The 21,558-nt window shown below is 70.1% G+C and carries 20 protein-coding genes and 1 tRNA gene; 20 read left to right on the forward strand and 1 reads right to left on the reverse strand.

What is annotated here, in order from left to right; all coding sequences use genetic code 11:
• Positions 1 to 53: 53 nt before the first annotated feature.
• The 16 genes from rfbD (at position 54) to FJY74_01300 (ending at position 12,342) form a co-directional block, all read left to right on the forward strand.
• Positions 54 to 881 (forward strand): dTDP-4-dehydrorhamnose reductase, encoded by an 828-nt coding sequence (gene rfbD, locus FJY74_01225; GenBank protein ID MBM3306934.1) that lies wholly within the window; start codon positions 54 to 56, stop codon positions 879 to 881.
• Complete coding sequence (gene gmhA, locus FJY74_01230; protein MBM3306935.1) at positions 868 to 1,461, forward strand: D-sedoheptulose 7-phosphate isomerase; 594 nt, start codon at positions 868 to 870, stop codon at positions 1,459 to 1,461. Before rfbD ends, gmhA begins: the two co-directional genes overlap by 14 nt.
• Before the next feature lie 18 nt (positions 1,462 to 1,479).
• Positions 1,480 to 2,127: a uridine kinase gene (gene udk / locus FJY74_01235; protein ID MBM3306936.1), complete on the forward strand. Its 648-nt coding sequence runs from the start codon at positions 1,480 to 1,482 to the stop codon at positions 2,125 to 2,127.
• Positions 2,128 to 2,132: 5 nt separating this feature from the next.
• On the forward strand, positions 2,133 to 3,020 hold the full coding sequence (locus FJY74_01240) for a decaprenyl-phosphate phosphoribosyltransferase (protein MBM3306937.1): 888 nt from the start codon (positions 2,133 to 2,135) through the stop codon (positions 3,018 to 3,020).
• 63 nt (positions 3,021 to 3,083) lie between these two features.
• On the forward strand, positions 3,084 to 3,965 hold the full coding sequence (gene ispE, locus FJY74_01245; GenBank protein ID MBM3306938.1) for a 4-(cytidine 5'-diphospho)-2-C-methyl-D-erythritol kinase: 882 nt from the start codon (positions 3,084 to 3,086) through the stop codon (positions 3,963 to 3,965).
• A gap of 79 nt (positions 3,966 to 4,044) precedes the next feature.
• The gene (gene spoVG, locus FJY74_01250; protein ID MBM3306939.1) at positions 4,045 to 4,374 is read left to right on the forward strand and encodes a septation regulator SpoVG; all 330 of its coding nucleotides are present in this window, start codon (positions 4,045 to 4,047) and stop codon (positions 4,372 to 4,374) included.
• Positions 4,375 to 4,383: 9 nt separating this feature from the next.
• Positions 4,384 to 4,458, forward strand: a tRNA-Gln gene (locus FJY74_01255).
• Between the two features lie 66 nt (positions 4,459 to 4,524).
• Positions 4,525 to 5,457, forward strand: a complete 933-nt coding sequence (locus tag FJY74_01260; protein ID MBM3306940.1) for a ribose-phosphate pyrophosphokinase — start codon at positions 4,525 to 4,527, stop codon at positions 5,455 to 5,457.
• Between the two features lie 40 nt (positions 5,458 to 5,497).
• Positions 5,498 to 6,205 carry a 50S ribosomal protein L25 gene (locus FJY74_01265; protein ID MBM3306941.1) on the forward strand — a complete coding sequence of 236 codons (708 nt, stop codon included), beginning with the start codon at positions 5,498 to 5,500 and terminating at the stop codon, positions 6,203 to 6,205.
• Positions 6,202 to 6,804: an aminoacyl-tRNA hydrolase gene (locus FJY74_01270; GenBank protein MBM3306942.1), complete on the forward strand. Its 603-nt coding sequence runs from the start codon at positions 6,202 to 6,204 to the stop codon at positions 6,802 to 6,804. Before FJY74_01265 ends, FJY74_01270 begins: the two co-directional genes overlap by 4 nt.
• Positions 6,801 to 8,834 (forward strand): sodium-translocating pyrophosphatase, encoded by a 2,034-nt coding sequence (locus tag FJY74_01275; GenBank protein ID MBM3306943.1) that lies wholly within the window; start codon positions 6,801 to 6,803, stop codon positions 8,832 to 8,834. The genes FJY74_01270 and FJY74_01275 overlap by 4 nt, the downstream gene beginning before the upstream one ends.
• Positions 8,835 to 8,868: 34 nt before the next feature.
• Positions 8,869 to 9,960, forward strand: a complete 1,092-nt coding sequence (gene ychF / locus FJY74_01280; protein MBM3306944.1) for a redox-regulated ATPase YchF — start codon at positions 8,869 to 8,871, stop codon at positions 9,958 to 9,960.
• A 106-nt stretch (positions 9,961 to 10,066) separates the two neighbouring features.
• Positions 10,067 to 10,357 carry a 30S ribosomal protein S6 gene (rpsF, locus tag FJY74_01285; GenBank protein ID MBM3306945.1) on the forward strand — a complete coding sequence of 97 codons (291 nt, stop codon included), beginning with the start codon at positions 10,067 to 10,069 and terminating at the stop codon, positions 10,355 to 10,357.
• A gap of 22 nt (positions 10,358 to 10,379) precedes the next feature.
• Positions 10,380 to 10,637, forward strand: coding sequence for a 30S ribosomal protein S18 (locus tag FJY74_01290; GenBank protein ID MBM3306946.1), 258 nt, complete (start codon positions 10,380 to 10,382; stop codon positions 10,635 to 10,637).
• A 27-nt stretch (positions 10,638 to 10,664) separates the two neighbouring features.
• Entirely contained in the window at positions 10,665 to 11,108 is a 444-nt protein-coding gene (locus tag FJY74_01295; GenBank protein ID MBM3306947.1) for a 50S ribosomal protein L9, read from the forward strand.
• A gap of 64 nt (positions 11,109 to 11,172) precedes the next feature.
• Positions 11,173 to 12,342, forward strand: coding sequence for a peptidyl-prolyl cis-trans isomerase (locus tag FJY74_01300; GenBank protein ID MBM3306948.1), 1,170 nt, complete (start codon positions 11,173 to 11,175; stop codon positions 12,340 to 12,342).
• Between the two features lie 143 nt (positions 12,343 to 12,485).
• On the opposite strand, the gene FJY74_01305 is transcribed toward FJY74_01300, so the two are convergent.
• The gene (locus FJY74_01305; protein MBM3306949.1) at positions 12,486 to 13,712 is read right to left on the reverse strand and encodes a hypothetical protein; all 1,227 of its coding nucleotides are present in this window, start codon (positions 13,710 to 13,712) and stop codon (positions 12,486 to 12,488) included.
• 429 nt (positions 13,713 to 14,141) lie between these two features.
• Between FJY74_01305 and FJY74_01310 the strand changes: the two genes are divergently transcribed.
• The 4 genes from FJY74_01310 to ftsY are packed head-to-tail and all read left to right on the forward strand — an operon-like array spanning position 14,142 to position 21,553.
• Positions 14,142 to 15,548, forward strand: a complete 1,407-nt coding sequence (locus tag FJY74_01310; GenBank protein MBM3306950.1) for an L-seryl-tRNA(Sec) selenium transferase — start codon at positions 14,142 to 14,144, stop codon at positions 15,546 to 15,548.
• Positions 15,538 to 17,019 (forward strand): SPOR domain-containing protein, encoded by a 1,482-nt coding sequence (locus FJY74_01315; GenBank protein ID MBM3306951.1) that lies wholly within the window; start codon positions 15,538 to 15,540, stop codon positions 17,017 to 17,019. Before FJY74_01310 ends, FJY74_01315 begins: the two co-directional genes overlap by 11 nt.
• A 9-nt stretch (positions 17,020 to 17,028) precedes the next feature.
• Positions 17,029 to 20,640: a chromosome segregation protein SMC gene (smc, locus tag FJY74_01320; GenBank protein MBM3306952.1), complete on the forward strand. Its 3,612-nt coding sequence runs from the start codon at positions 17,029 to 17,031 to the stop codon at positions 20,638 to 20,640.
• Entirely contained in the window at positions 20,615 to 21,553 is a 939-nt protein-coding gene (gene ftsY, locus FJY74_01325) for a signal recognition particle-docking protein FtsY (protein MBM3306953.1), read from the forward strand. Before smc ends, ftsY begins: the two co-directional genes overlap by 26 nt.
• Positions 21,554 to 21,558 lie beyond the last annotated feature (5 nt).

The raw sequence follows: 21,558 nt of genomic DNA on the forward strand, positions 1-21,558 counted from the left end.
GCGCCGCAGGGGGGAAGACCGTGAGGCGCGTTCTCGTCACGGGCGCCGCGGGCATGCTCGGGTCGGAGCTGGTGCGGACGCTCGCCGCCACCTCCGACGTCGTCGCGGCCGACCTGGCGGACTTCGACATCGCGGACCCCGAGGCGACGCGGGCGGCCGTCCTCTCCGCGGCACCGGACGTCGTCGTGAACTGCGCGGCGTACACCGACGTCGACGGCGCCGAGAAGGACAGGGAGAGGGCTTTCGCCGTCAACGCCGCAGGCGCGGGGAACGTGGCCCGCGCGGCGGCAGGGGTCGGCGCCGCGGTCGTCCACGTGAGCACGGACTACGTGTTCGACGGCGCAAACGCCGCTCCGTACCGGGAGGAGGACGCGCCAGGCCCCGTCAACGCGTACGGGGAGTCCAAGCTGGCCGGGGAGCGGGAGGTGGCCGAGGCCGGCGGCCGGGCCCTCATCGCGCGGACGGCGTGGCTCTACGGGCGCGGAGGCCGCAACTTCGTCGAGACGGTCCTCACGCTCGCGAGGCGCGGGGGACCGCTTCGGATCGTGAACGACCAGGTGGGCCCCCCGACGAGCGCGCGCGACCTCTCGGTCATCATCGCCGAGCTGATCCCGACGGGGGCGACCGGCGTCGTGCACGCCACGAACTCGGGCAGCTGCTCGTGGTACGAGTTCGCGCGGGCGATTCTCGCGGCGGCCGGCGTCCGGGGTGTCGATGTGCGTCCCATCCGGACGGCGGAGCTGCCGCGCCCGGCGGCGCGGCCCTCGTACTCGGTCCTGTCGCTCGATCGTCTTGTCTCCCTGACCGGCTGGCTCCCGAGGTCATGGGAAGAGGCCCTTGGCGACTACATCACAGAGAGGTGCGCGGATGAAGCGCGGTGACCCGGCAGCCGCCGCGGCGGCGCAGAAGATCCTGACGGCGTCGTCCGAGGCTCTCGCCGCGGCGGCGGGCGCCGTCGCCGCCGTCACGGCGGACGCTGCGACCCTGATCCTCGAGGCGCTCCGCGCCGGCGGCAAGGTGCTGCTGTGCGGAAACGGCGGAAGCGCGGCCGACGCGCAGCACATCGCCGCCGAGCTGGCGGGCAGGCTGAGGAAGGAGCGTCCCGGACTCGCGGCGATCGCTCTGACTGTCAATCCGTCCGTCCTCACCGCCGTCGCCAACGACTACGGCTACGACGCGGTGTTCGCGCGACAGGTCGAGGCGATCGGACGGCCGGGGGACGTCCTCGTCGGGATCTCGACGAGCGGGAGGTCGGGCAGCGTGCTGCGCGCGCTCGCGGCCGCCCGCGCCGCGGGCTTGTCGACCATAGGCCTCACGGGCGAGGACGGAGGGGCGATGACGGAGCGCTGCGACGTCGCCATCCTCGTGCCTTCGTCGGACACGCAGCGGATCCAGGAAGCGCACATCGCCGTAGGGCACGCCATCTGCGAGCTCGTCGAGAGCGAGCTGTTCGCGGACTGAGGTCCCCGGAGGTCACGGATGCCCCTCTCGCCCATCGTCATCGGGATCGGTGGAGGCACAGGCTCAGGGAAGACGACGGTCGCCCTGGAGGTGAGGAAGCACTTCGCCGAGGAGAGCGTGGTGATCATCCACCACGACTCCTACTATGTCGACCGCTCCTCGCTGCCGGCGACCGAGCGCACCCGGCTGAACTACGACCACCCCGACGCGTTCGACAACGCGCTGCTCCTCGAGCACCTCAGGGAGCTGCGCGCCGGGGGCCCGATCGAGAAGCCGGTCTACGACTTCGAGACGCACTGCCGTCTGCCCGAGACGGTGACCGTGCGGCCCGCCGGCATCGTCCTCCTCGAGGGGATCCTGGTCCTGGCGGAGCCCGCTCTCCGGGAGCTCATGGACATCAAGCTGTACGTGGACACCGACGCGGACGAGCGGTTCATCCGGCGGCTCAGGCGCGACGTGACGCGCCGCGGACGGAACATGGACCAGGTCGTGGAGCAGTACCTTCGCACCGTCCGGCCCATGCACCTCCAGTTCGTCGAGCCGAGCAAGCGCTACGCCGACGTGATCATCCCGGAGGGCGGTCTCAACATCGTCGCAATCGACCTCATCGTGACCAAGGTGCGTGACATCCTGGTGAACGGCACGACGCCGAGAGCGGAGGTGTGACCGCCATGCTCGCCGCCATCGTCCGCGCCATGCGCCCGGAGCAGTGGACGAAGAACCTCGTTCTCTTCGCCGGGCTCCTGTTCGCGGGCGGACTGACCGACCCCGTTCTCCTTGGCCTGTCGGTGCAGGGCTTCCTCGCGTTCTGTCTGCTGTCCGGCGCCTCGTATCTCATGAACGATCTGGTGGACCTGCGAAGGGACAGGGAGCACCCCGAGAAGCGCCGGCGCCCCCTCGCGTCGGGCGCCGTGTCGCCGCGGGCGGCCGGTCTCGCCGCGCTGATCGCCGCCGTCGCGGGCCTCGCCTGGTCCTACGCCGTGAACCCCGGCTTCGGCCACGTCGCGCTCGGATACGTCGCGCTCAACGCGGCGTACAGCCTGGTCCTGCGGCGCGTCGTGATCCTCGACGTCATGGCCATCGCCGTCGGCTTCGTGCTGCGAGCGGTCGGGAGCGTGGAGGTGCTGGTCGGCGACGTCTCGCGCATCGAGCTCTCGCCGTGGCTGCTCGTGTGCACGTTCCTTCTCGCGCTGTTCCTCGGCCTCGGGAAGCGACGGCACGAGGTCGTCGCGCTGGGCTCCGGGGCCGGGGCGCATCGCGAGGCGCTGGAGGGCTACCCGCGGGGCCTCGTCGAGGCCCTCATCTCCGCGACGGGGTCGGCCACCATCGTCTCGTACGCCATCTACACGATCTGGCCGGGCACCGTGGAGAAGATCGGGAGCGCGCGGCTGGTCTACACGATCCCCTTCGTGGTGTACGGGGTCCTCCGCTACATGTACCTGATCCTCGCGGCCGGGCAGGGAGGCGCACCCGCCAGGTCGCTCGTGTCGGACCGGCCGCTCGGGCTGAACATCCTGCTGTGGGTCGTCGCCGTCGCGATCACCATCTACCTCCGCTAGCCGGCGCAGGCCGCGTCACGATCCTGCCCGCCCGTGGGCGACAGCGGAGCGCGAGAACCCCCGATGAGGTCGCTTGAGATCGAGGCCCGCTGCAAGATCAACCTCGGCCTCGAGGTCATCGCCAGACGCCCCGACGGTTACCACGAGATCGACACCGTCTTCCAGACGGTGTCGCTCGCTGACAGCCTCCGGATCGCTCCGAACAAGGGCGGCGCGATCGCGCTCGAGGTTCTCGGGGGAACACGGCTGCCGGCCGGCCCGACGAACCTCGCGTGGCGCGCGGCGGAGGCCTTCCTCGCGGCGACGGGAGTCCCCGGCGCACTGATCACGCTCGAGAAGAGGATCCCTGTCGCGGCGGGACTGGGAGGCGGGAGCGCGGACGCCGCCGCCGTGATCGTCGGGCTGAACGCGGTGTACGGTCTGGGCATGTCGGCGGACGCCCTTCGAGGAATCGCCCTCACGGTCGGATCCGACGTGCCGTTCCTGATCGAGGGCGGCACCGCCCGGGGCAGGGGAAGGGGAGAGCTTCTGGAACCGCTCCCGCCGCCTCCGGGTTGCTGGTTCGTGCTCGCGACGCCCGCGGCCGAGGTCAGCGCCGCAGCCGCCTATGCCGCGGCGAGAATCGGGTTGACAGAGCGCCTGCCGTCCATTAGCCTCGTGTGTTCAGCTATCCAGGAGGGGGACGCCGAGGGCCTCGCGCGGGTTCTTCGGAACGACCTCCAGACTGGCGTTGTTGAGATGTGTCCGGAGGTCGGCCGCCTCGAGGGGCTCCTTCGCGAGAGAGGCGCGATGGGGACCGTCATGTCGGGAAGCGGGCCGACCGTGTTTGGCATGGTCCCCGACCGAGAGAACGCGGAGCGCATCGCCGACTCTCTCGGGGGCGAGGAAAGGAGGGTCCACGTCGTACAGGCTGTCGGCGCCGCCTGCGTTCTGAGGTGGCACTGACGGCGCCGGCGGCGTGGGGGCGGACAGCGAAGCCTGCCGCGATCGACACCCCTTTATCCAGGCAAAGGGCGGTGAGTCGATGGAGATCACTGAGGTGAGGCTCACGCTGCGCTGCGAGGAGAGACTCAAGGCGTTCGTGAGCATCACGTTCGACGATGCCTTCGTCGTACGAGGGCTCAAGGTCATCGAGGGGAACGCCGGGCTGTTCGTGGCGATGCCGAGCCGACGGCGGAAGGACGGGGAGTTCAGGGACATCGCTCACCCGATCAACAACGAGACGCGCCAGATGATCGAGGACGCGGTGTTCTCGGAGTACAGGCGTCAGCTGGAGGTCGTGGAGCGGGGTGGGGGGCTTGCGCGTGTCCTCGCCGAGGGACAGCTTGTCCACGCCGAGGACCCGTATGACTGACCCGGGCGCTGGGGCGTCGTCAAGCTGGTAAGACACGGGACTTTGAATCCCGCATCGGAGGTTCGAATCCTCCCGCCCCAGCCACAACAGGCTGCGGCGCCGCAGGAGGAACGGATCGGGGGGGCGGTCACCAGAGCGTCGGAGGCTCGGATGAACGATCAGCTAGCGCTGTTCACAGGGACTGCGAATCCGGCTCTCACGCACGAGATCGCCAGGTACCTGGGCATCCGGGTCGGCGAGGCCGCCGTCGGGCGCTTCAGGGACGGCGAGATCGAGGTGAACATCCTCGAGAACGTGAGGGGCGTCGACGCGTTCGTCGTGCAGCCCACGGCGCCCCCAGGCGACAATCTCCTCGAGCTGCTCGTCATGGTCGACGCGCTGCGCCGGGCCTCGGCGCGCCGCATCACCGCCGTGCTGCCGTACTTCGGGTACGCCCGCCAGGACCGGAAGGACCGTCCCCGCGTTCCGATCACGGCGAAGCTCGTGGCGAACCTGATCACCGTGGCGGGCACCGACAGGGTGCTCACCATGGACCTGCACGCGCCGCAGATCCAGGGCTTCTTCGACCTTCCGCTCGACCACATCTACGCGGCCCCGGTGCTGCTGCGCTACTTCGAGGAGCACGCCGCGGCCGGGCTCGTCGTGATGTCCCCCGACGTGGGGAGCATCAAGATGGGCAGAGCGTTCGCCAAACGACTCGGAGCGACCCTGGGGTTCGTCGACAAGCGGCGGCCGCGGCCCGACGCCGCCGAGGTCATCAACGTCGTCGGCGACGTGGCGGGTAAGCACGTGGTCATGGTCGACGACATCATCAACACGGGCAACTCCATGATCGAGGCGGCGCACGCGATCATGAAGCTCGGCGCCAAGCGGATCACGGCCGGCGCGACGCACGCGGTGTTCGCCGGGGGCGCGCTCGCGCAGCTGGCCGCGTCGCCGATCGAGGAGATCGTCGTCACGAACACGCTGGCCCACGAGGGTCTGAGCGAGAAGAAGATCAAGGTGCTTTCGGTGGCCGAGCTGCTCGGAGAGGCCATCGACAGGATCCACGGTGAAAAGTCGGTGAGCTCGCTCTTCGTGTGAGCGGCGCCGGCCCTGGACCGAACGGCAACGGGAGAACGCGATGGCAACGGTGAGACTCAGCAGCGTGTTGAGACCCGCGGTGGGCAAGCAGGGAACGAAGCGTGTCCGGTCGGAAGGGAAGATCCCGGCCGTGCTCTACGGTGAGGCGGAGGAGACGGTGACGCTCGCGATCGACGCGCACGACCTGCGCGTCGCGTTGTCGACGCCGTCCGGGCGGAACGTGATCATCCAGCTGTCGGTGGATGGGGCGGAACCCGTCCGCGCGGTCATCAGGGAGATGGCGCGCGATCCCCTTTCGCGGCGCATCATCCACGTGGATCTCCAGAGGATCTCCGAGAACAAGCCGGTCATCATGCACATCCCGGTCGTGCTCGTCGGCGACCCGCTGGCGGTGAAGGAGGGGCGCGGCATCCTCGACCACACGATGCGCGAGCTGGAGGTGCGGTGTCTGCCCAGGCACATCCCGGAGCACATAGAAGTGGACGTCTCGGCGCTGGAGGTGAGGCACTCGATCCACGTGGGCGACCTCCAGGTTCCCAACGTCGAGCTCCTTGACAACAAGGACAGACCGGTCGTAGAGGTGCTGCAGCCGACGCTCTTCCGCGAGCCGACCGCGGCCGCCGCGGCCGAGGCCCCTGGCGAGGGCGAGGCCGCCGAGGGCGAGGGCGCGGAGGCCGAGGCGGAGTCGGACGACGCGAAGAAGGACAAGAAGGAGAAGAAGAAGGAAGAGAAGGCCAAGGGCGCGTGAGGGTGATCGTCGGTCTTGGGAACCCGGGAAGGGAGTACCAGGGTTCACGGCACAACGTTGGGTTCCTGGCCGTCACCGAGCTGGCGCGCGCGCATCGGATCGGGCTTGCGGTCGCCTCCGGGGACCTCGTGAGCGGGACCGGGCGGGTGGCGGGCGAGCGCGTGATACTCGCGCTCCCGCAGTCCTACATGAACGACAGCGGCGGGCCCGTCGCCCGCATCCTCGATGCCACGGGAGCCGTTGCGTCCGACCTCCTGGTGGTCTCCGACGACATCGACCTGCCGCTGGGGCAGCTGAGGCTCCGGCTGGCGGGACGCGACGGAGGTCACCGCGGACTCCGGTCGATCGCGCAGGCTCTCGGCACGACGGAGTTCCCTCGTCTTCGCCTGGGCGTGGGCGCCCCCTCCGGGGGCGAAGGGGCCGAGAACCACGTGCTCGGCGCGTTCGACGACTCCGAGTGGACCACGGTGCTGGACATGGTGTCACGGGCCGTCGAGTGCATGGCGGTTGCGCTGACCCGGGGATTGAGCGTCGCGATGTCCATCTACAACCGCCGGGAGGCTGCGGTGCAAGACGATGAAGCGGAGGAGGCCCGATGAGCGTCGTTCTGGTCCCTCTTCTCTCAGGCGTGGTGGGGCTCGTGTTCGTCGGCGTGCTTGCGCTCGAGATCCTGAGAAAGAACCCCGGGAACGAGCTCATGGTGCGCATCTCGCGCGCGGTGCAGGACGGCGCGCGGGCGTTCCTCAGGCGCGAGTACACCTACGTCTCGGCGCTTGTGGCCGTCGTCGCCTTGATCATCGCGCTCGCCCCGGTGCTCTCCGGACGGGACGCGCTCGGGCTCGGCTGGGCCACGTCGGTCGCCTTCGTGCTCGGAGCCGTCGTCTCCGCGCTCGCCGGGTACGTCGGGATGAGCATCGCCACGCGCGCCAACTCCCGGACGACGCAGGCCGCCGCGGACGACGGCGTGCGCGGCGCACTGGGCGTGGCCATGTCAGCGGGGTCCGTGATGGGCATGACCGTCGCGAGCCTCTCGCTCGTGGGCCTCGCCGTCGTGTACTGGGTCTTCAGGGCGCCGACGATCGTGAACGGCTACGCGATGGGGGCGAGCTTCGTCGCACTCTTCGCGCGCTCCGGCGGCGGGCTCTTCACGAAGGGCGCCGACATGGCGGCCGATCTCGTCGGCAAGGTGGAGGCCGGCATCCCCGAGGACGACCCCCGGAACCCCGCCGTCATCGCGGACAACGTCGGGGACAACGTCGGCGACGTGGCGGGTCTCGGCGCCGATCTGCTCGAGTCGTACGTCGAGTCCATCATCGCGAGCATGGCGCTCGCGGTGACGCTCAACGTGGCCTCGACCGTGTCCGACAGCCTCGTGTCGCTCCCGCTCTACATCGCCTCCGCCGGCATCGTCTGCTCCATGATCGGTATCCTCTTCGTGAAGGCCGTCGGCAGGCGGAACCCGCAAGCGGCGCTCATGGGAGGGACGTATGTCGCGGCGGGCCTCACCGCCCTGGCCGGGTACTTCATCGTGCGGGGCCTCGGCACTCCGTTCACGGTCGGTGAGACCACGTACGGACAGATGGGCCCGTTCTACGCCATCCTTGCCGGGATCCTGAGCGGCACGATCGTCGGCTTCGTGAGCGAGTACTACACGTCCTCCAGGTACGGGCCCGTAAGGAGGCTCGCGGAGTCGTCGCAGAGGGGGCCCGCCATCACGGTGACGGGCGGCACCGCGATCGGAATGCAGAGCACGGCCATCCCGGTGCTGGTCCTCGGGCTCGCCGTCATCGTCTCACACGGGTTCGCCGGAGTATACGGCATCGCCATGGCCGCCGTCGGCATGCTAGCGACGACCGGCATCGTCGTGGCCGTGGACTCGTACGGCCCGGTGGCCGACAACGCGGGCGGCATCGCGCAGATGGCGAACCTCGATCCGGCCGTGAGGAAGATCACCGACAACCTCGACGCCGTTGGCAACACGACGGCCGCCATCGGGAAGGGCTTCGCGATCGGTTCGGCAGCCTTCGCCGCCATCGGGCTCCTGTCGGCCTATATGGTGTCGGCGGGCATCGCGTCGGTCGATCTGACCGACCCCAGGGTGGTGGCCGGGCTCATGGTGGGCGGCATGCTGCCGTATCTCTACTCGTCGCTTCTCTTCGCGGCGGTCTCGCGGGTCGCCTTCCGCATGATCGACGAGGTGAGACGCCAGTTCCGCGAGATCCCCGGGCTTCTCAAGGGAGAGGTCATGCCGGACTCGGCGCTCTGCGTCGACATCAGCACGCGCGGCGCCATCCAGGGCATGCTGGTCCCCGGGATCATGGCCATCGCGATCCCCGTGATCGTCGGGCTTCTGAGCGAGAAGGCGCTCGCCGGGCTCCTGACGGGCGCCGTCGTGACCGGCGTGCTCGTGGGCGTTCAGATGGCCAACTCCGGCGGCGCGATGGACAACGCGAAGAAGTACATCGAGGAGGGCAACTTCGGCGGCAAGGGATCCGAAACGCACAGGGCGGCCGTCGTGGGAGACACGGTGGGCGATCCGCTCAAGGACACCGTGGGCCCCTCGATCAACATCCTGATCAAGCTCATGGCTGTGGTGTCGCTCGTGCTGGCGCCGCTCTTCGCCCGCTAGGGCCTGCGGCGCAGCCCCGGGGGACGGATTGAGTCTGGACATTGGGATCATAGGGCTGCCGAACGTCGGGAAGTCCACGCTGTTCAACGCCCTGGCAGGCACGTCGGTCCCGTGCAGCAATTACCCGTTCTGCACCGTCGAGGCGAACGTGGGCGTCGTGCCCGTGCCAGACGACCGGCTGGCGAGGCTCGGCGATCTGCTGCATCCGGAGAAGGTGACGCCGGCGACGATCCGTTTCGTGGACATCGCCGGCCTCGTTCGCGGAGCGAGCCGCGGCGAGGGGCTGGGCAACAAGTTCCTGGCGAGCATCCGGGACGTGAGCGCCGTGGCGCACGTCGTGCGCTGCTTCGAGGCGCCCGCGGTGAGCCACGTCGAGGAAGGCCTCGATCCCGAGCGGGATCTCGACATCGTCCGTTCGGAGCTCATCCTGGCGGACCTCGAGACGGCCGAACGCAACGTGGAGAAGCGGCGGAAGGACGCCGCGAGGGGCGACAAGGCCGCGCAGCCGTTCGTCGATGCACTGTCGAAGGCCGTGGATGCCCTCGGCGCGGGCACGGAGCTGCGGAAGGCGGAGCTGCGGCACGACGATCGCGAGCACCTCGAGGGCTACCGCTTCATCACGGCGAAGGACGTTCTCTACGTCGCGAACATCGGGGAGGGGGACATCGGGGCGGGAGAGGGCGCCTGGGTGAAGAGGGTCTCCGATGCGGCGCGCGAGCCGGACTGGAAGGTCGTGGCCATCGCGGCCGAGACCGAGTCGGAGCTCGTGCGGCTCCCGCGGAACGAGCGGGACGAGATGGCGGCCGGCCTGGGGCTCATCGAGAGCGGGCTCGACCGCCTCGTGAAGGCGGCCCGGCGGCTCCTGCATCTCGTGACGTTCTTCACGATCAAGGGCCCGGAGGTCCGGGCGTGGACCATCCCGGAGGGGACAGGTCTCTCGAAGGCGGCCGGGAAGATCCACTCGGACATGGAGCACGGTTTCATCAGAGGCGACGTGGTGTCGTTCGCCGACCTCCTGGACGGCGGGTCGATGCACGGAGCCCGGGACAAGGGTCACGTGCGCACCGAGGGACGGGACTACCCCGTCCGCGAGGGGGACGTGGTGCTTGTCCACTTCCACGCGTAGCGCAGGTTGTGGGGAGATGTGTCCCGACCGGCCCGGGTGAGGGCGGCGGGACCTCCTCACCCCGTCCGCGTGACGGGGTCGCAGAAGGGACCGAGAGGAGGAGACGATGGCACGGACGTACGAGGGGACGTTCATCCTGAACGCGAGCCTCGACGAGGCCGGGCTTGCTCAGGAGCAGGCGCGGATCGAGGAGGTCGTCGCCCGCGAGGGCGGCACGGTCAAGCAGTGGGACAAGTGGGGCCGGCGGCGCCTGGCCTACGAGATCGCTGGCCACACGGACGGCATCTACGCGTTCCTGACCTTCGATGCGGAGCCCGCGTCGATCGCCAGACTGACCCAGATCTACCGACTGGACGAGAACATCGTGCGCTTCATGTGCGTGAGCCTGGGCGACTGAGCGCCCTACAGGAGTCGGCACCATGCGAATGCAGGAAGAGGGATTCCAGCGGAAGGACCGGCACGGCAAGTTCTGCCGCTTCTGCCAGGACAAGGTCGCCCGCATCGACTACAAGGACGAGAAGAGGCTGCTTCGCTTCGTGACGGAGCAGGGGAAGATCATCCCCCGGAGGGTGACAGGCACGTGCGCGAGGCACCAGAGGCAGCTCGCCGCCGCCGTGAAGCGCGCGCGGCAGATAGCGCTCCTCCCGTACGTCGGGAAGCACCACATGCACGGCTAGCGTGACGCGCCGGGGAGGGGGAACGCCATGAAGGTCATTCTCACACAGGACGTGCCGCGGGTCGGTCGCCAGGGGGACGTCGTCAACGTCAAGCCGGGGTTCGGGCGCAACTTCCTGATCCCAGCGGGCAAGGCGCTGCCGGCGACGCCCGGGAACCTCTCGCAGCTCAAAGTGAGGATCAGGGTCGAAGAGACCCGCGCGATGAAGGACCGCAGGGCGGCCGAGGAGCTGGCGGCGAAGCTGAACGGCATGTCGTGCACCATCCGGGCGCACGCGGACGAGTCCGACAAGCTCTACGGGGCCGTGCACGAACGCGACATCGCGGCCGCTCTCGAGGACCAGGGGGTTTCGGTGGCGCCGCACACCGTCGCCCTCGACGAGCCCATCAAGATGCTCGGCGTCTATCCGGTCCGGCTTCGGCTGTTCGCCGATGTCGCGGCCGAGATCAGGGTGTGGGTCATCAGGGACTGAAGCGGAGAGCCGGCACGGACGGACCGCGCCGTCGCGCGGGAACCGAAGCGCGGGAGGTGTTGTTATGCAGCGGAAGTGGCATGCCCTTGTCGCCGCGGCGACCGCCGTCGCGTGTCTGCTCGGCGGATGCGGCAAGAAGGCGGAAGACACCGTGGTGGCCAGGGTCGGAGGCGTCAGCATCACACAGAGCGACCTCGCCGAGCGGCTCTCTGAGCTGCCTGACTTCGCCCAGCGCCAGTTCGCCGGCCCGATGGGAAGCCTCGAACTTCTGAACAACATGGTCGACGAAGAGGTGCTGTACCAGGCCGCGCGGCAGGCGGGGTACGAGAAGGACCCCGAGACCGTCAAGCTGCTGGAGGCCATGAAGCGGCGCTCGATGATCCAGGCCTACTATCGCAACGAGATCGAGGGCAAGACGGAGGTAGGCGAGGAGGACATCGCCGCGTACTACGACGAGCACGTCGAGCTCTTCCACCAGCGCGCGCGGATCAAGTTCCGCCACATCATGGCGGCCACGCGCGACGCCGCGGCGGATGCGCGACGCCGTGTCCTGGCCGGCGAGACCTTCGACGACGTCGCGCGCGCCGTGTCCACGGACGCGCGCACGAAGGCCGCCGGCGGGCTCATGAGCTCGGTGCATCTCGGCGACGCGCTGCCCGACATCGGCATGGATGCGGCGTTCATCGAGAAGCTCTTCGGCTGGAAGATCGGCGAGACGACGGACCCGCTTCGCTCCGAGAAGGGATGGCACGTCATCCGCATCGAGGAGAAGCAGGAAGCGGGCAGGAAGCCGCTGGACGAGGTTCGGGATCTCATCGCCAAGAACCTGAAGCCGGCGAAGACGCGTGAGCGCTATGAGAGCATCCTCGAGCAGCTGAAGGCCAAGTACCGGGTGAAGGTGAACGAGGAGGTCTTCAAGGGCGCTGTGCCGAGCGAGGAGGCCCTCTTCACGCGCGCCCAGCAGACGACCGACGTCGCCCAGAGGCTCGACGCCTATCTGCAGATCGTGATGGAGTATCCGGACGGCCAGTACGCCGACGACGCCCAGTTCATGATCGGGTTCATCCAGTCCGAGGAGCTCCGCGACTACGAAGCGGCGACGAACGCGTTCCGCCGCCTTCTGCAGAACTACCCGAACTCGGAGCTGGGCGAGTCAGCGAGATGGATGCTGGAGAACATGGGCAAGGAGGCGCCGCCCTTCGAGGAGCCGGGGAAGTCCGCCAAGGGGCGGTAGCGGGCTCCGACGGGAGGGACGGTCTCGCAGGGACGCGCACCAAAGGAGAGGGGGGCGGCGCCGGGCGCCGCCCCCCCTCGCGTGCTACGGCTCGCCATGGTCCGTCTCGCCGCGCGTCGGGACGCGCGGACGGCACCTCGCCGCTAGCGGTACATCGCCTTCAGACGACCCCAGGTCATGCTCTGCACCGGCGTGTCCGTCCAGTCCTCAAGCCAGGTGTCGTCGAGCATGATCCCGGCCCCGCCGGCCGCGCCGGGCCCGCAGCCGTTGCTCGTCGTGAAGAAGGTGATCCTGAACTTGAAGAACGTGCCCGGCAGATAGGGCGAGAGGTCATGGCCGTTGATGCCGGCAAGCGCCCAGCCACTGCACTGACCGAAGTCACCCCACCAGTTCCCTATCGTGTACCACTCGCCGCCGCCGTCGGTGGTGATCTCCTCCTTCCACCAGTCGTTGTCCACGGTCGGAACCTCCGCGTGAAGCAGGAAGCGGAGCGTGCACACGGCCACTCCGGCCAGTGAGACGGGCGGGCTGATGAGCGAGTTGTTGAGGTTCGGCGGGATCAGGCTCGTGTCGGCATCGTCGCCGCACCACCAGGAGTGCGGGTCCGACCAGGCAGGGCAGCGCCTCGAGATGATGTGCCAGTAGTCGCCCGCGCTGCCGGGAACCGCCGGCACGCACAGGCCGCCCGACTCGCCGTCGTCGAAGAAGTAGTCCGTGCTCGAATAGAAGTCGAAGATCCGGACGTTGTCCACCATGAAGGCGCCGCCGTCGGAGTCGTACAGCCCGTCGGCGTCCGACCACGCGCCGTCCGAGATGAAGCGGATGCGCGCGTTGACCGGGTTGTCGTAGTCGCCAAGCAGATACCCGTAGTCGCCGAGGTCCTGCCAGCCGCCGGACGACCCGTCGAGCCCGGGACCCAGATCCACGAACACGCCCAGGCTCTCGGCCTGGATGTACGTGTAGTCGTACCCCGGCTCGGAGTCGTGCCGGTGGGCGAAGGTCAGGACCGGGTAGGTGGCCCCGGTCACGTCGGTCTCGGGGATCCGCAGGATCTGATCCCAGGCGTTGCCGTACCCGTCGCCGCCGCTGAACGCGGCGTTGAGCTCTCCGCACCACCACGAGTACGTGCCCTCGTAGGCATAGTACGTGTCGAGGTGGAACTTCGGCACGGCGCCAACCGTGTTATCGACATGGGTCCAGCCGTTCTGGCCGCTCTCCATGTCGTCGTAGAAGATGATGATCGGGCTCCGCCCGTCGTGTGGACGGACTCGTTCGGTCCAGGGAGCGATCTCGCGCCGGGCCGCTCCGAGCACGACGCCCGGAAGCACCAGCAGCACGAGCACTGCGAGCATGAGCGAACGATTGCGCATGGTCTGATCCCCCTTCCTCACTCAGCCGGCCGCACGAGCGCGCCATCGGGCGGGCGTGCGGCAACACCGTTTGATGGGTCCTGGCCACCCAAGAAGGCGCAGTCTCCCGAAGCTCACCTCCTTCGCGGGGAAGCGCGTGGACGCGAACCCCAGCCCGTCCCTCACGCGTCATGTAATGCAAACGACGTGCCAAGGCAATAGGACAATCGGGCGGGCTGCGGAGACCTTCTGCCTGTGCTGAGTGGACTGTGTAACGTCGTTGCCGGGGGTCAGAAGTGCCGCAATAGCCCTTGACCAAGGCGAGAAGCACGGGCTAAGCTCCGGCGGCCGATTATCAAGGGTTGCAGTGTTGTCAAGCAACGGGTGCCGAAGGCCGCCGGGCGGTTCTCGTACGCGCGGCAGCCGACGGACGGCCGAGGGACGCTTCCCATGAACCGAGAGGACCTGCTCCGTGCCCTTCCCTCGGTGGACGCCGCGGTGAAGCACCTGGAGCAACGCGGGGCCGCCTCCGGGTGTCCTCGCCGGATGCTCGTCCGGGCGGTCCGCGCGGCCATCGAGCGCCTGCGCGTAGACGTGATGTCCGGCGCCCTGGACGCGGAGCCCCCCGGAGCGGTCCGGAACGCCGCCATCGCGGCCGTTGAGACCGCGGCAGCGCGGGCCGGCAGCGCGGAGATGGTGTCCGTCATCAACGCCACGGGCGTGATCATCCACACGAACCTCGGGAGGGCTCCGCTCCCGCGGGCGGCGCTGGAGGCGATCTCCCGAACCGCGGCCGGATACTGCGACCTCGAGTACGATCTCGGCCGCGGTGACAGAGGCTCTCGCGACGAGGCGGTCAAGGAGGCGCTCTGCGAGCTCACGGGAGCGGAGGACGCCCTCGTCGTCAACAACAACGCGGCCGCGGTGATGCTCGCCCTCGACACGCTGGCGCGCGGGCGCGAGGTCGTGGTCTCTCGCAGCGAGTTGATCGAGATCGGCGGAGCCTTCAGGCTTCACGAGGTCTTCGAGAAGAGCGGCGCGACGCTGGTCGAGGTCGGGACCACGAACCGCACCAGGATCGAGGACTTCGAGCGCGCCGTCAGAGCGCAGACCGCCGCCCTCATGTCGGCGCACTGGAGCAACTACGCGATCGTCGGGTTCGTCGACCGAGTGCCGCTCGAGGAGCTCGCGGCGCTCGGAGCGCGGCGCGGCATTCCCGTCATCCATGACCTCGGAAGCGGGCTCCTTGCACCGGGAGACGCGGTGGGGCTTCATGGCGAGGCGTCCGTGGCAGAGAGCCTGGGCGGCGGCGTGTCCCTGTGCACCATGAGCGGCGACAAGCTGATCGGCGGCCCGCAGGCAGGCATCGCCGTGGGATCCTCCGCGCTCGTGAGGCGCATGCGGGCGAACCCGCTGGCTCGCGCTCTGAGGCCGTGCAAGCTCACGCTCGCCGCGCTTCAGGCCACGCTGAACCTCTACCTTGCCGAGCGCGAGAGAGACGAGATCCCGGTCCTCCGGATGCTGACCGCGTCCGTGGACGAGCTCGAGGAGCGCGCCCGTTCGATCGTCCGGATCGCGGGGCCGCGATGCGCCTCGGCGCTCCGCATCGTGGACCTCGAGTCGCGGGTCGGAGGCGGCGCCGCGCCCGAGCGCGTTGTCGCAAGCAAGGGGATCGAGATCGCGACGCTCGCGAACCGCGCGGAGGCGGTCGCGACCAGGATGCTGCACTCGGACAGGCCCGTGGTCGTCCGCCTGCACGAGGGACGCGTCCTCGTGGACCTGAGGACGGTGCTCCCCTCGCAGGACGAGGCGCTGGCAGCCTGCATAGCGGAGGCGGTGAACGGCAATGGAGCATGACAGGAACTCGCCCGCGTCCGGCGCCGACGCGTCGGACGAGCTCGTCTCCCCGGGCCTGTGCGTCGCGGTGCTTGCCGCCGAGCTGGCCTGGGAGGACGGCGGTCCCGTGCGCGTTCGCGCGGAGGCCGACGAGCAGGCGCCCTCGTGGACGACGCCGCTTTCGGAGCATCTGGGCGCGGGCCCGGGCGCCGTCGTGGGCGTCACCGCGAAGGAACCCATGCTGGCGGCGGCCGTCGCGGTGAAGCTCGCCGTCGGCGTGGCGGACGGCGGACGGCGCGTCGTGATCGCGGACGGCAGCCTGCACGCTCCGGCCATCGCGAAGCCGCTTGAGGGCGACGGGGACGAGGGGCTGGTCGATTCGGTGCTGTTCGGCGTGTCAACGGCCGTCACGGCGCGCAGGACGCTGGCGCCGGGCGTGAGCGTGATGACCTCCGGGTCCGTTCCCGTCCTGGCCGAGGATGTCTTCCGGGCGGACGCGTTCGAAACCACCGTGAGGGGCTTCGCTCAGGACGTCACGGTGTTCCTCGCGCTGCCAGCGGTCTTCCTCGCCGGCGCGGGGCGTGTGCTGTCGCATCTCGTCGTGGCCGGCACCACCGCTGACGAGATGCGGTCCGTCGCGGAGCAGGCGCGGTCCGCCGGCACGGAGGCGCGGCGGACGGTCGGTGTGCTCGTCTCCAGACCGAGGCCGCTTCGTCCCGCGGGCGTGGCGCCGCAGGCCGAGCTGCCGAGGAGAGAGACCATCGCCACGGAACCCGTCAGCGAGTCCGCCGTCGAAGAGCAGCCTGCGCCGACTCCCCAACCTCCCGTGCCGCCTGCAGACGACGCAGGCGCTGCAACGCCGGCCGCCCCCGTGTGGCAGCCGCGCAGGTCGCCGATGCGCACCGCCGCAGGGCCGGCGGCAGGAGCCGAGACGCGGCAGAGAAGACGGAGCAGCGCGACCGTCCCCGCGACGGTCGCTGTCCTCGTTCTGGGCGCCGTCGCGGTCGCCTGGTGGCTGGGGACCTCGCGCAGCCCACAGCCCCCCGCCCGGACCGCCGGGCCCACCGGCGCAGGCGAACGCCCCGCGGCGGAGGTTCCCGTCGAGGTCGCGGGCGGCACCGGGCTCGATGCAGAGCCGGCGCCCGTCGGCGGGCAGGGGACGGAGGGCCAGCCTCCCGCCCCGGCGCCGCGCGAGACCGCCGCTGCGGTCCCCGCAGCGCCTCCGACGGCGGCCGGCCCAGGTGGTCCGTACGTCATCTTCGTGAGTTCGCACAGAAGCCAGAGCGCCGCTGAGGCGGACGCTGGAGCGCTCGCGGCCAGGGGGATCCCCTCCGCGGTGGTGCGCGCCGAGGTCGGCGACAGGGGAGCGTGGTACAGGGTCCGCGTGGCGGGGGGCTACCCGACGCTCGCGGCCGCCCGGGACGGGCTTGAGTCCGTCAGGCGTCTGGCCTACGAGGGCGCCTGGATCGAGCGCGCGCCGGAGAGCGACTGAGGAGGCCTCGTGCACCTCAAGAAACTCGAGATCTTCGGGTTCAAGTCCTTCGCCCACAAGCTGACCCTGGAGTTCGGGCCCGGGATCACGGGCGTCGTCGGGCCGAACGGATGCGGCAAGACGAACGTCGCCGACGCGATCCGCTGGGTCCTCGGAGAGCAGAGCCCGTCCGAGCTCCGCGGCAGCAGCATGGCCGACGTCATCTTCAACGGGACGAAGCAGCGCAGGCGTCTCGGGATGGCCGAGGTCACGCTGACCGTGGACAACTCCTCAGGGTATCTCCCGACCGAGTACGCCGAGATCACCATCGGCAGGCGCGTGTTCCGCTCCGGCGAGGGTGAGTACCTGCTGAACAGGACCCCCGTGAGGCTGAGGGACGTGCGGGATCTCTTCTTCGACACCGGCATCGGAACGCGCACGTACTCCCTCATCGAGCGGCGCATGGTGGACTCGGTGCTCTCGGACTCCACGGGCCACCGCCGGTTCATGTTCGAGGAAGCCTCGGGCATCATGAAGTACAAGGTGCGGCTGCGCTCGACGCTCGCGAAGCTCGAGTCGACCGAGTCGGACATGCAGCGCGTCTCCGACATCATCTCCGAGGTCGAAAAGCAGGTGCGGTCGCTTCAGCGCCAGCTCGCGCAGGCGAGGAGGCACCGACGGTACACGGACGATCTCCGCGAGATCGAGGTCCTCCTGGGCCGACGGGAGCACGCGTCGTGGCAGGCGGAGCGGTCGCGCTCCGGCGCGCGCGCCGCGGAGGTGCGCGAGGCGCTTACGGCGCGCGACGAGGCGCTCGGCACGTGCGAGCGGACCGTGGCCGCGATGAAGAGGGAGCTCCGCGACAAGGAAGGGGCCCTCGGCAGCCTCGAGCAGGAAGCGGCCGACCTCGAGTCCAGGGTGAGAACGCTGGCCGACTCGCTTCTCGTCGCGCGGGAGCGGCGGAGCGCCACCGACCAGCGCGCGAACACGCTGGACAGCGAGATCGTGGACCTGAGAGCCGATCTCTCGCTCGCCCTCGGGCGCGCGGCGGCGCTCGAGGACGAGATCCGAGGCGCCGTGGTGGCTCTGGAGGAGCGGGAGCGCGGTCTGGCGGTGCGGTCTGAGCGCCTGGCCGCCGCGGAGACCGAGTACAGAAGGCTCAAGGAGCTTCTCGACGGCCAGAAGCTCACGCGTCTCGAGGGGCTCCAGAGCTCGGCGGGGACTCGGGGCGAGCTGGAGAGCTACCGGGCGCGCCTCGACGACCTCACCGCGGAGCATGCGGAGATCGACGGCGTGCGTGCCGAGGCGAGGGCGCAGCTGTCCGCGCACGAGAGCGAGATCATCGGCGCCACCTCGACGGGGAAGGATGCCGCGGATGCTGCCGGCCGCGCTCGTTCGCAGGCGAACGGCGCCGCCGCGGCGTCGGATGCGGCGCGGGATCACCTCCTCTCCGCGCGCGTCAGGCGCACGGGTCTCGAGGGCGAGCTCGCCGCGGCGCGCCACAAGCTGGCCTTCCTCACGGAGATCCACGACGGCTACGGCGGGTTCCAGGACGGCGTCCGGTCGCTCCTTGCGGAGCGGGCACACGGCATCGACGGGCTCGTCGGCTCGGTGGCCGATCTGCTGCGCGTACAGGACGGCATGGCGGCGGCCATCGAGGCGGCGCTCGCGGGCGCCGCGGAGTACGTCGTGGTGCGCGACCTCGCGACGGCGACGCGGGCCATGCAGCACCTTGCCGAGGGAGCCGCCGGGCGCGCGACGTTCGTACCGCTGTCCGAGATCTCCCGGTTCCCGGTCTCGCGCGTGCCGCTGGGTGCGCTCGCGGGCGTCGGTGTCCTCGGTCGCGCGCTGGACTTCGTCACGACCGCGCCGGAGCACGAGCGCCTCGCCGCGTTTCTGCTCGAGGGCTGCGTCGTGACCGGGAGTCTCGACGAGGCGCTCGCGCAGAGCGCCGTCCCCGAGAACGCAGATCTCGTCTTCGTGACGGTCCGCGGGGAGATGTGCTCCGCGCGAGGGCTCCTCTCCGGGGGCAGGGCGGGCGACGAGCATGCGGGGCTCATGCGGCGCGCGGAGAGGCTGGAGGCCGCGCAACGCGAGGTCGAGTCCCTCGAGCGGGCGCTCGCCGACGCGCGGAACGGCGAGGCCGCCGCGGCGGCCGCCTGCGAACGCGCGCAGGGCGACGCGAAGCGCGCCCACGAGGAGGCCGAGGCCTCCGAGGCGCGGCTCTGGGATGCCAAGCGCCGGACGGCGGAGCTTGAGCTCGCCGCCACCGGGCTGTCCGAGCGCGTGGCCGGGCTCGTGTCTCGCAGGGAGACACTGGCCGCCCGCGTCGCCGAGGCGAAGACCGAGATCGAGAGCCTCGCCCGCAGACTCTCCCAGCTGTCGAGGGGCGAGGACGAGATCGGGGAGAAGGTCGAGGAGCTGGAGCGGCGATATCAGAGCGCGGAGCGAGAGCGCGCGAAGGCCGTTGAGGAGGAGAGACAGGCGGGCGTCGGCGCGGCCCAGGCGCAGGCGGCCCTCGAACGGCTGAGAACGGAGCACGCGCAGCTCGCCGAAGCGGGCAGGGCCGCGCGCGCCGGCATCGAGCGGAAGACCGCCGAGCGCGAGGAACAGGGCCGCGCGATGACCGAGCTTGAGGAGCGGACCGGCGCGGACGGCCACGCCCTCGCGGAGCTGTCGTCTCAGAAGGAGGCGGTCGAGCGGGACCGCGACGCGATGCGCGAGGCCTCGCGCACGCTGCGTCAGGCGATCGACCGGCTCGAGGACGAGGCGAGGGAGTCCCGCGCGACGCGCGACCGGCTCACGAGGGAGATCCACGAGCTCGAGATCCGGGACACGGAGCTCCGCAGCCGCTCCGAGGCCCTGCGCGACCGGCTGAGGGAGGAGTACGCGGTCGACGTCGCGGAGCTGGGCGATGTTCCATCTGCGGAGGGCGCGCCGCCCTTCGACGAGACGAACGCGCGCGAGGAGGTCGATCGGCTGAAGGCCAGGCTCCGCACGATGGGGCCCGTCAACCTCCTCGCCCTCGACGAGTACGACGAGGAGAACAAGCGCCTGGAGTTCCTCAAGGGACAGTACGAGGATCTCGTGCGGTCGAAGGAGTCGCTCAAGGAGGCGATCGTCAAGATCAACGCGACCGCCAGGCAGATGTTCCTGGACACGTTCGCGCTCATCAGAACGAACTTCGTGGCGACCTTCCAGCGCCTGTTCGAGGGAGGCGAGGCCGACCTCAGGCTGCTGGAGCCTGAGGACCCGCTGGAGTCGGCCATCGAGATCGTCGCGAGCCCGCGCGGGAAGCGCCTGGGGCGGCTGAGCCTCCTCTCGGGGGGCGAGCGGGCGCTCACGGCGATCGCGCTCCTCTTCGCCATCTACCTCGTGAAGCCGTCGCCGTTCTGCATCCTCGACGAGGTGGACGCGCCCCTCGACGACGCGAACGTGGAGAGGTTCATCCGGATGCTCCGCGAGTTCTCCGACCGGACGCAGTTCGTCATCATCACGCACAACAAGACGACGATGCAGGCGGCCGACCGGCTCTACGGCATCACGATGGAGGAGTCGGGCGTCTCGAAGGTCGTCTCCGTGCGCCTGGACGCCGCCCGCAGCGAGGTCGTCGCCGATGAGCCGGTTCTCGAGGCTGCTTGACGGCCTTGCGAAGACCCGACGGGCGATCGAGAGCGGCCTGCGCGCGGCCTTCGCGTCGGGGCGCCTGGACGAGCAGGCCCTCCTCGGACTCGAAGAGACGCTCCTTGCGGCGGACGTCGGCGCCGAGATGTCGACGCAGATGATCGAGGCGCTCCGTCTGGCGCACGCCGCCGGCGGCGCCGACGAGGGCGCGGCGAGAGCGTTGCTCGCCCGGGAGATCGAGACCACCCTGACGGCGGCGCGGCGGACCACCGAGCCGCCGGAGCCCGCGAGGCCGCGGGTCGTCATGGTCGTCGGCGTCAACGGCGTCGGCAAGACCACGACCATCGGCAAGCTCGCGGCGCGGCACACGGCCTCGGGCAGGAGCGTGGTGCTGGCGGCAGCGGACACGTTTCGGGCGGCGGCCGGCGAGCAGCTCTCGGTGTGGGCGCAGCGAAGCGGGGCGCACTTCGTCGGCGGTCAGCCGGGGGGCGATCCCGCCGCGGTGGCCTTCGACGCGCTGAGCGCCGCCGCGACGCGTGGCGCGGACGTGCTCATCGTCGACACCGCCGGTCGGCTGCACACCCGGTCGAACCTCCTTGCGGAGCTTCAGAAGGTCAAGCGCGTCCTCGCGCGGAAGATGCCGGGCGCCCCGCACGACGTCCTCCTCGTGCTGGACGCGAACACGGGACAGAACGCGCTCGAGCAGGCCAGGCAGTTCGACGATGCCCTGGGACTCTCGGGGATCGTCCTCGCGAAGCTCGACGGCACGGCGCGGGGGGGCATCGTCGTCGCCATCGCCAAGGCGCTCGGCCTGTCCGTGACGATGGTCGGCACGGGGGAGAGCGTGGAGGACCTCGAGGAGTTCGACGCGAGGGCGTTCGCCAGAGGCCTCGTGGGGCTGCCGGACGAGGGGCCTCCTCAGGCGCCTTGACTCGA

It is taken from the genome of Candidatus Effluviviaceae Genus I sp. (genome assembly GCA_016867725.1).
Taxonomy (GTDB): domain Bacteria; phylum Joyebacterota; class Joyebacteria; order Joyebacterales; family Joyebacteraceae; genus VGIX01.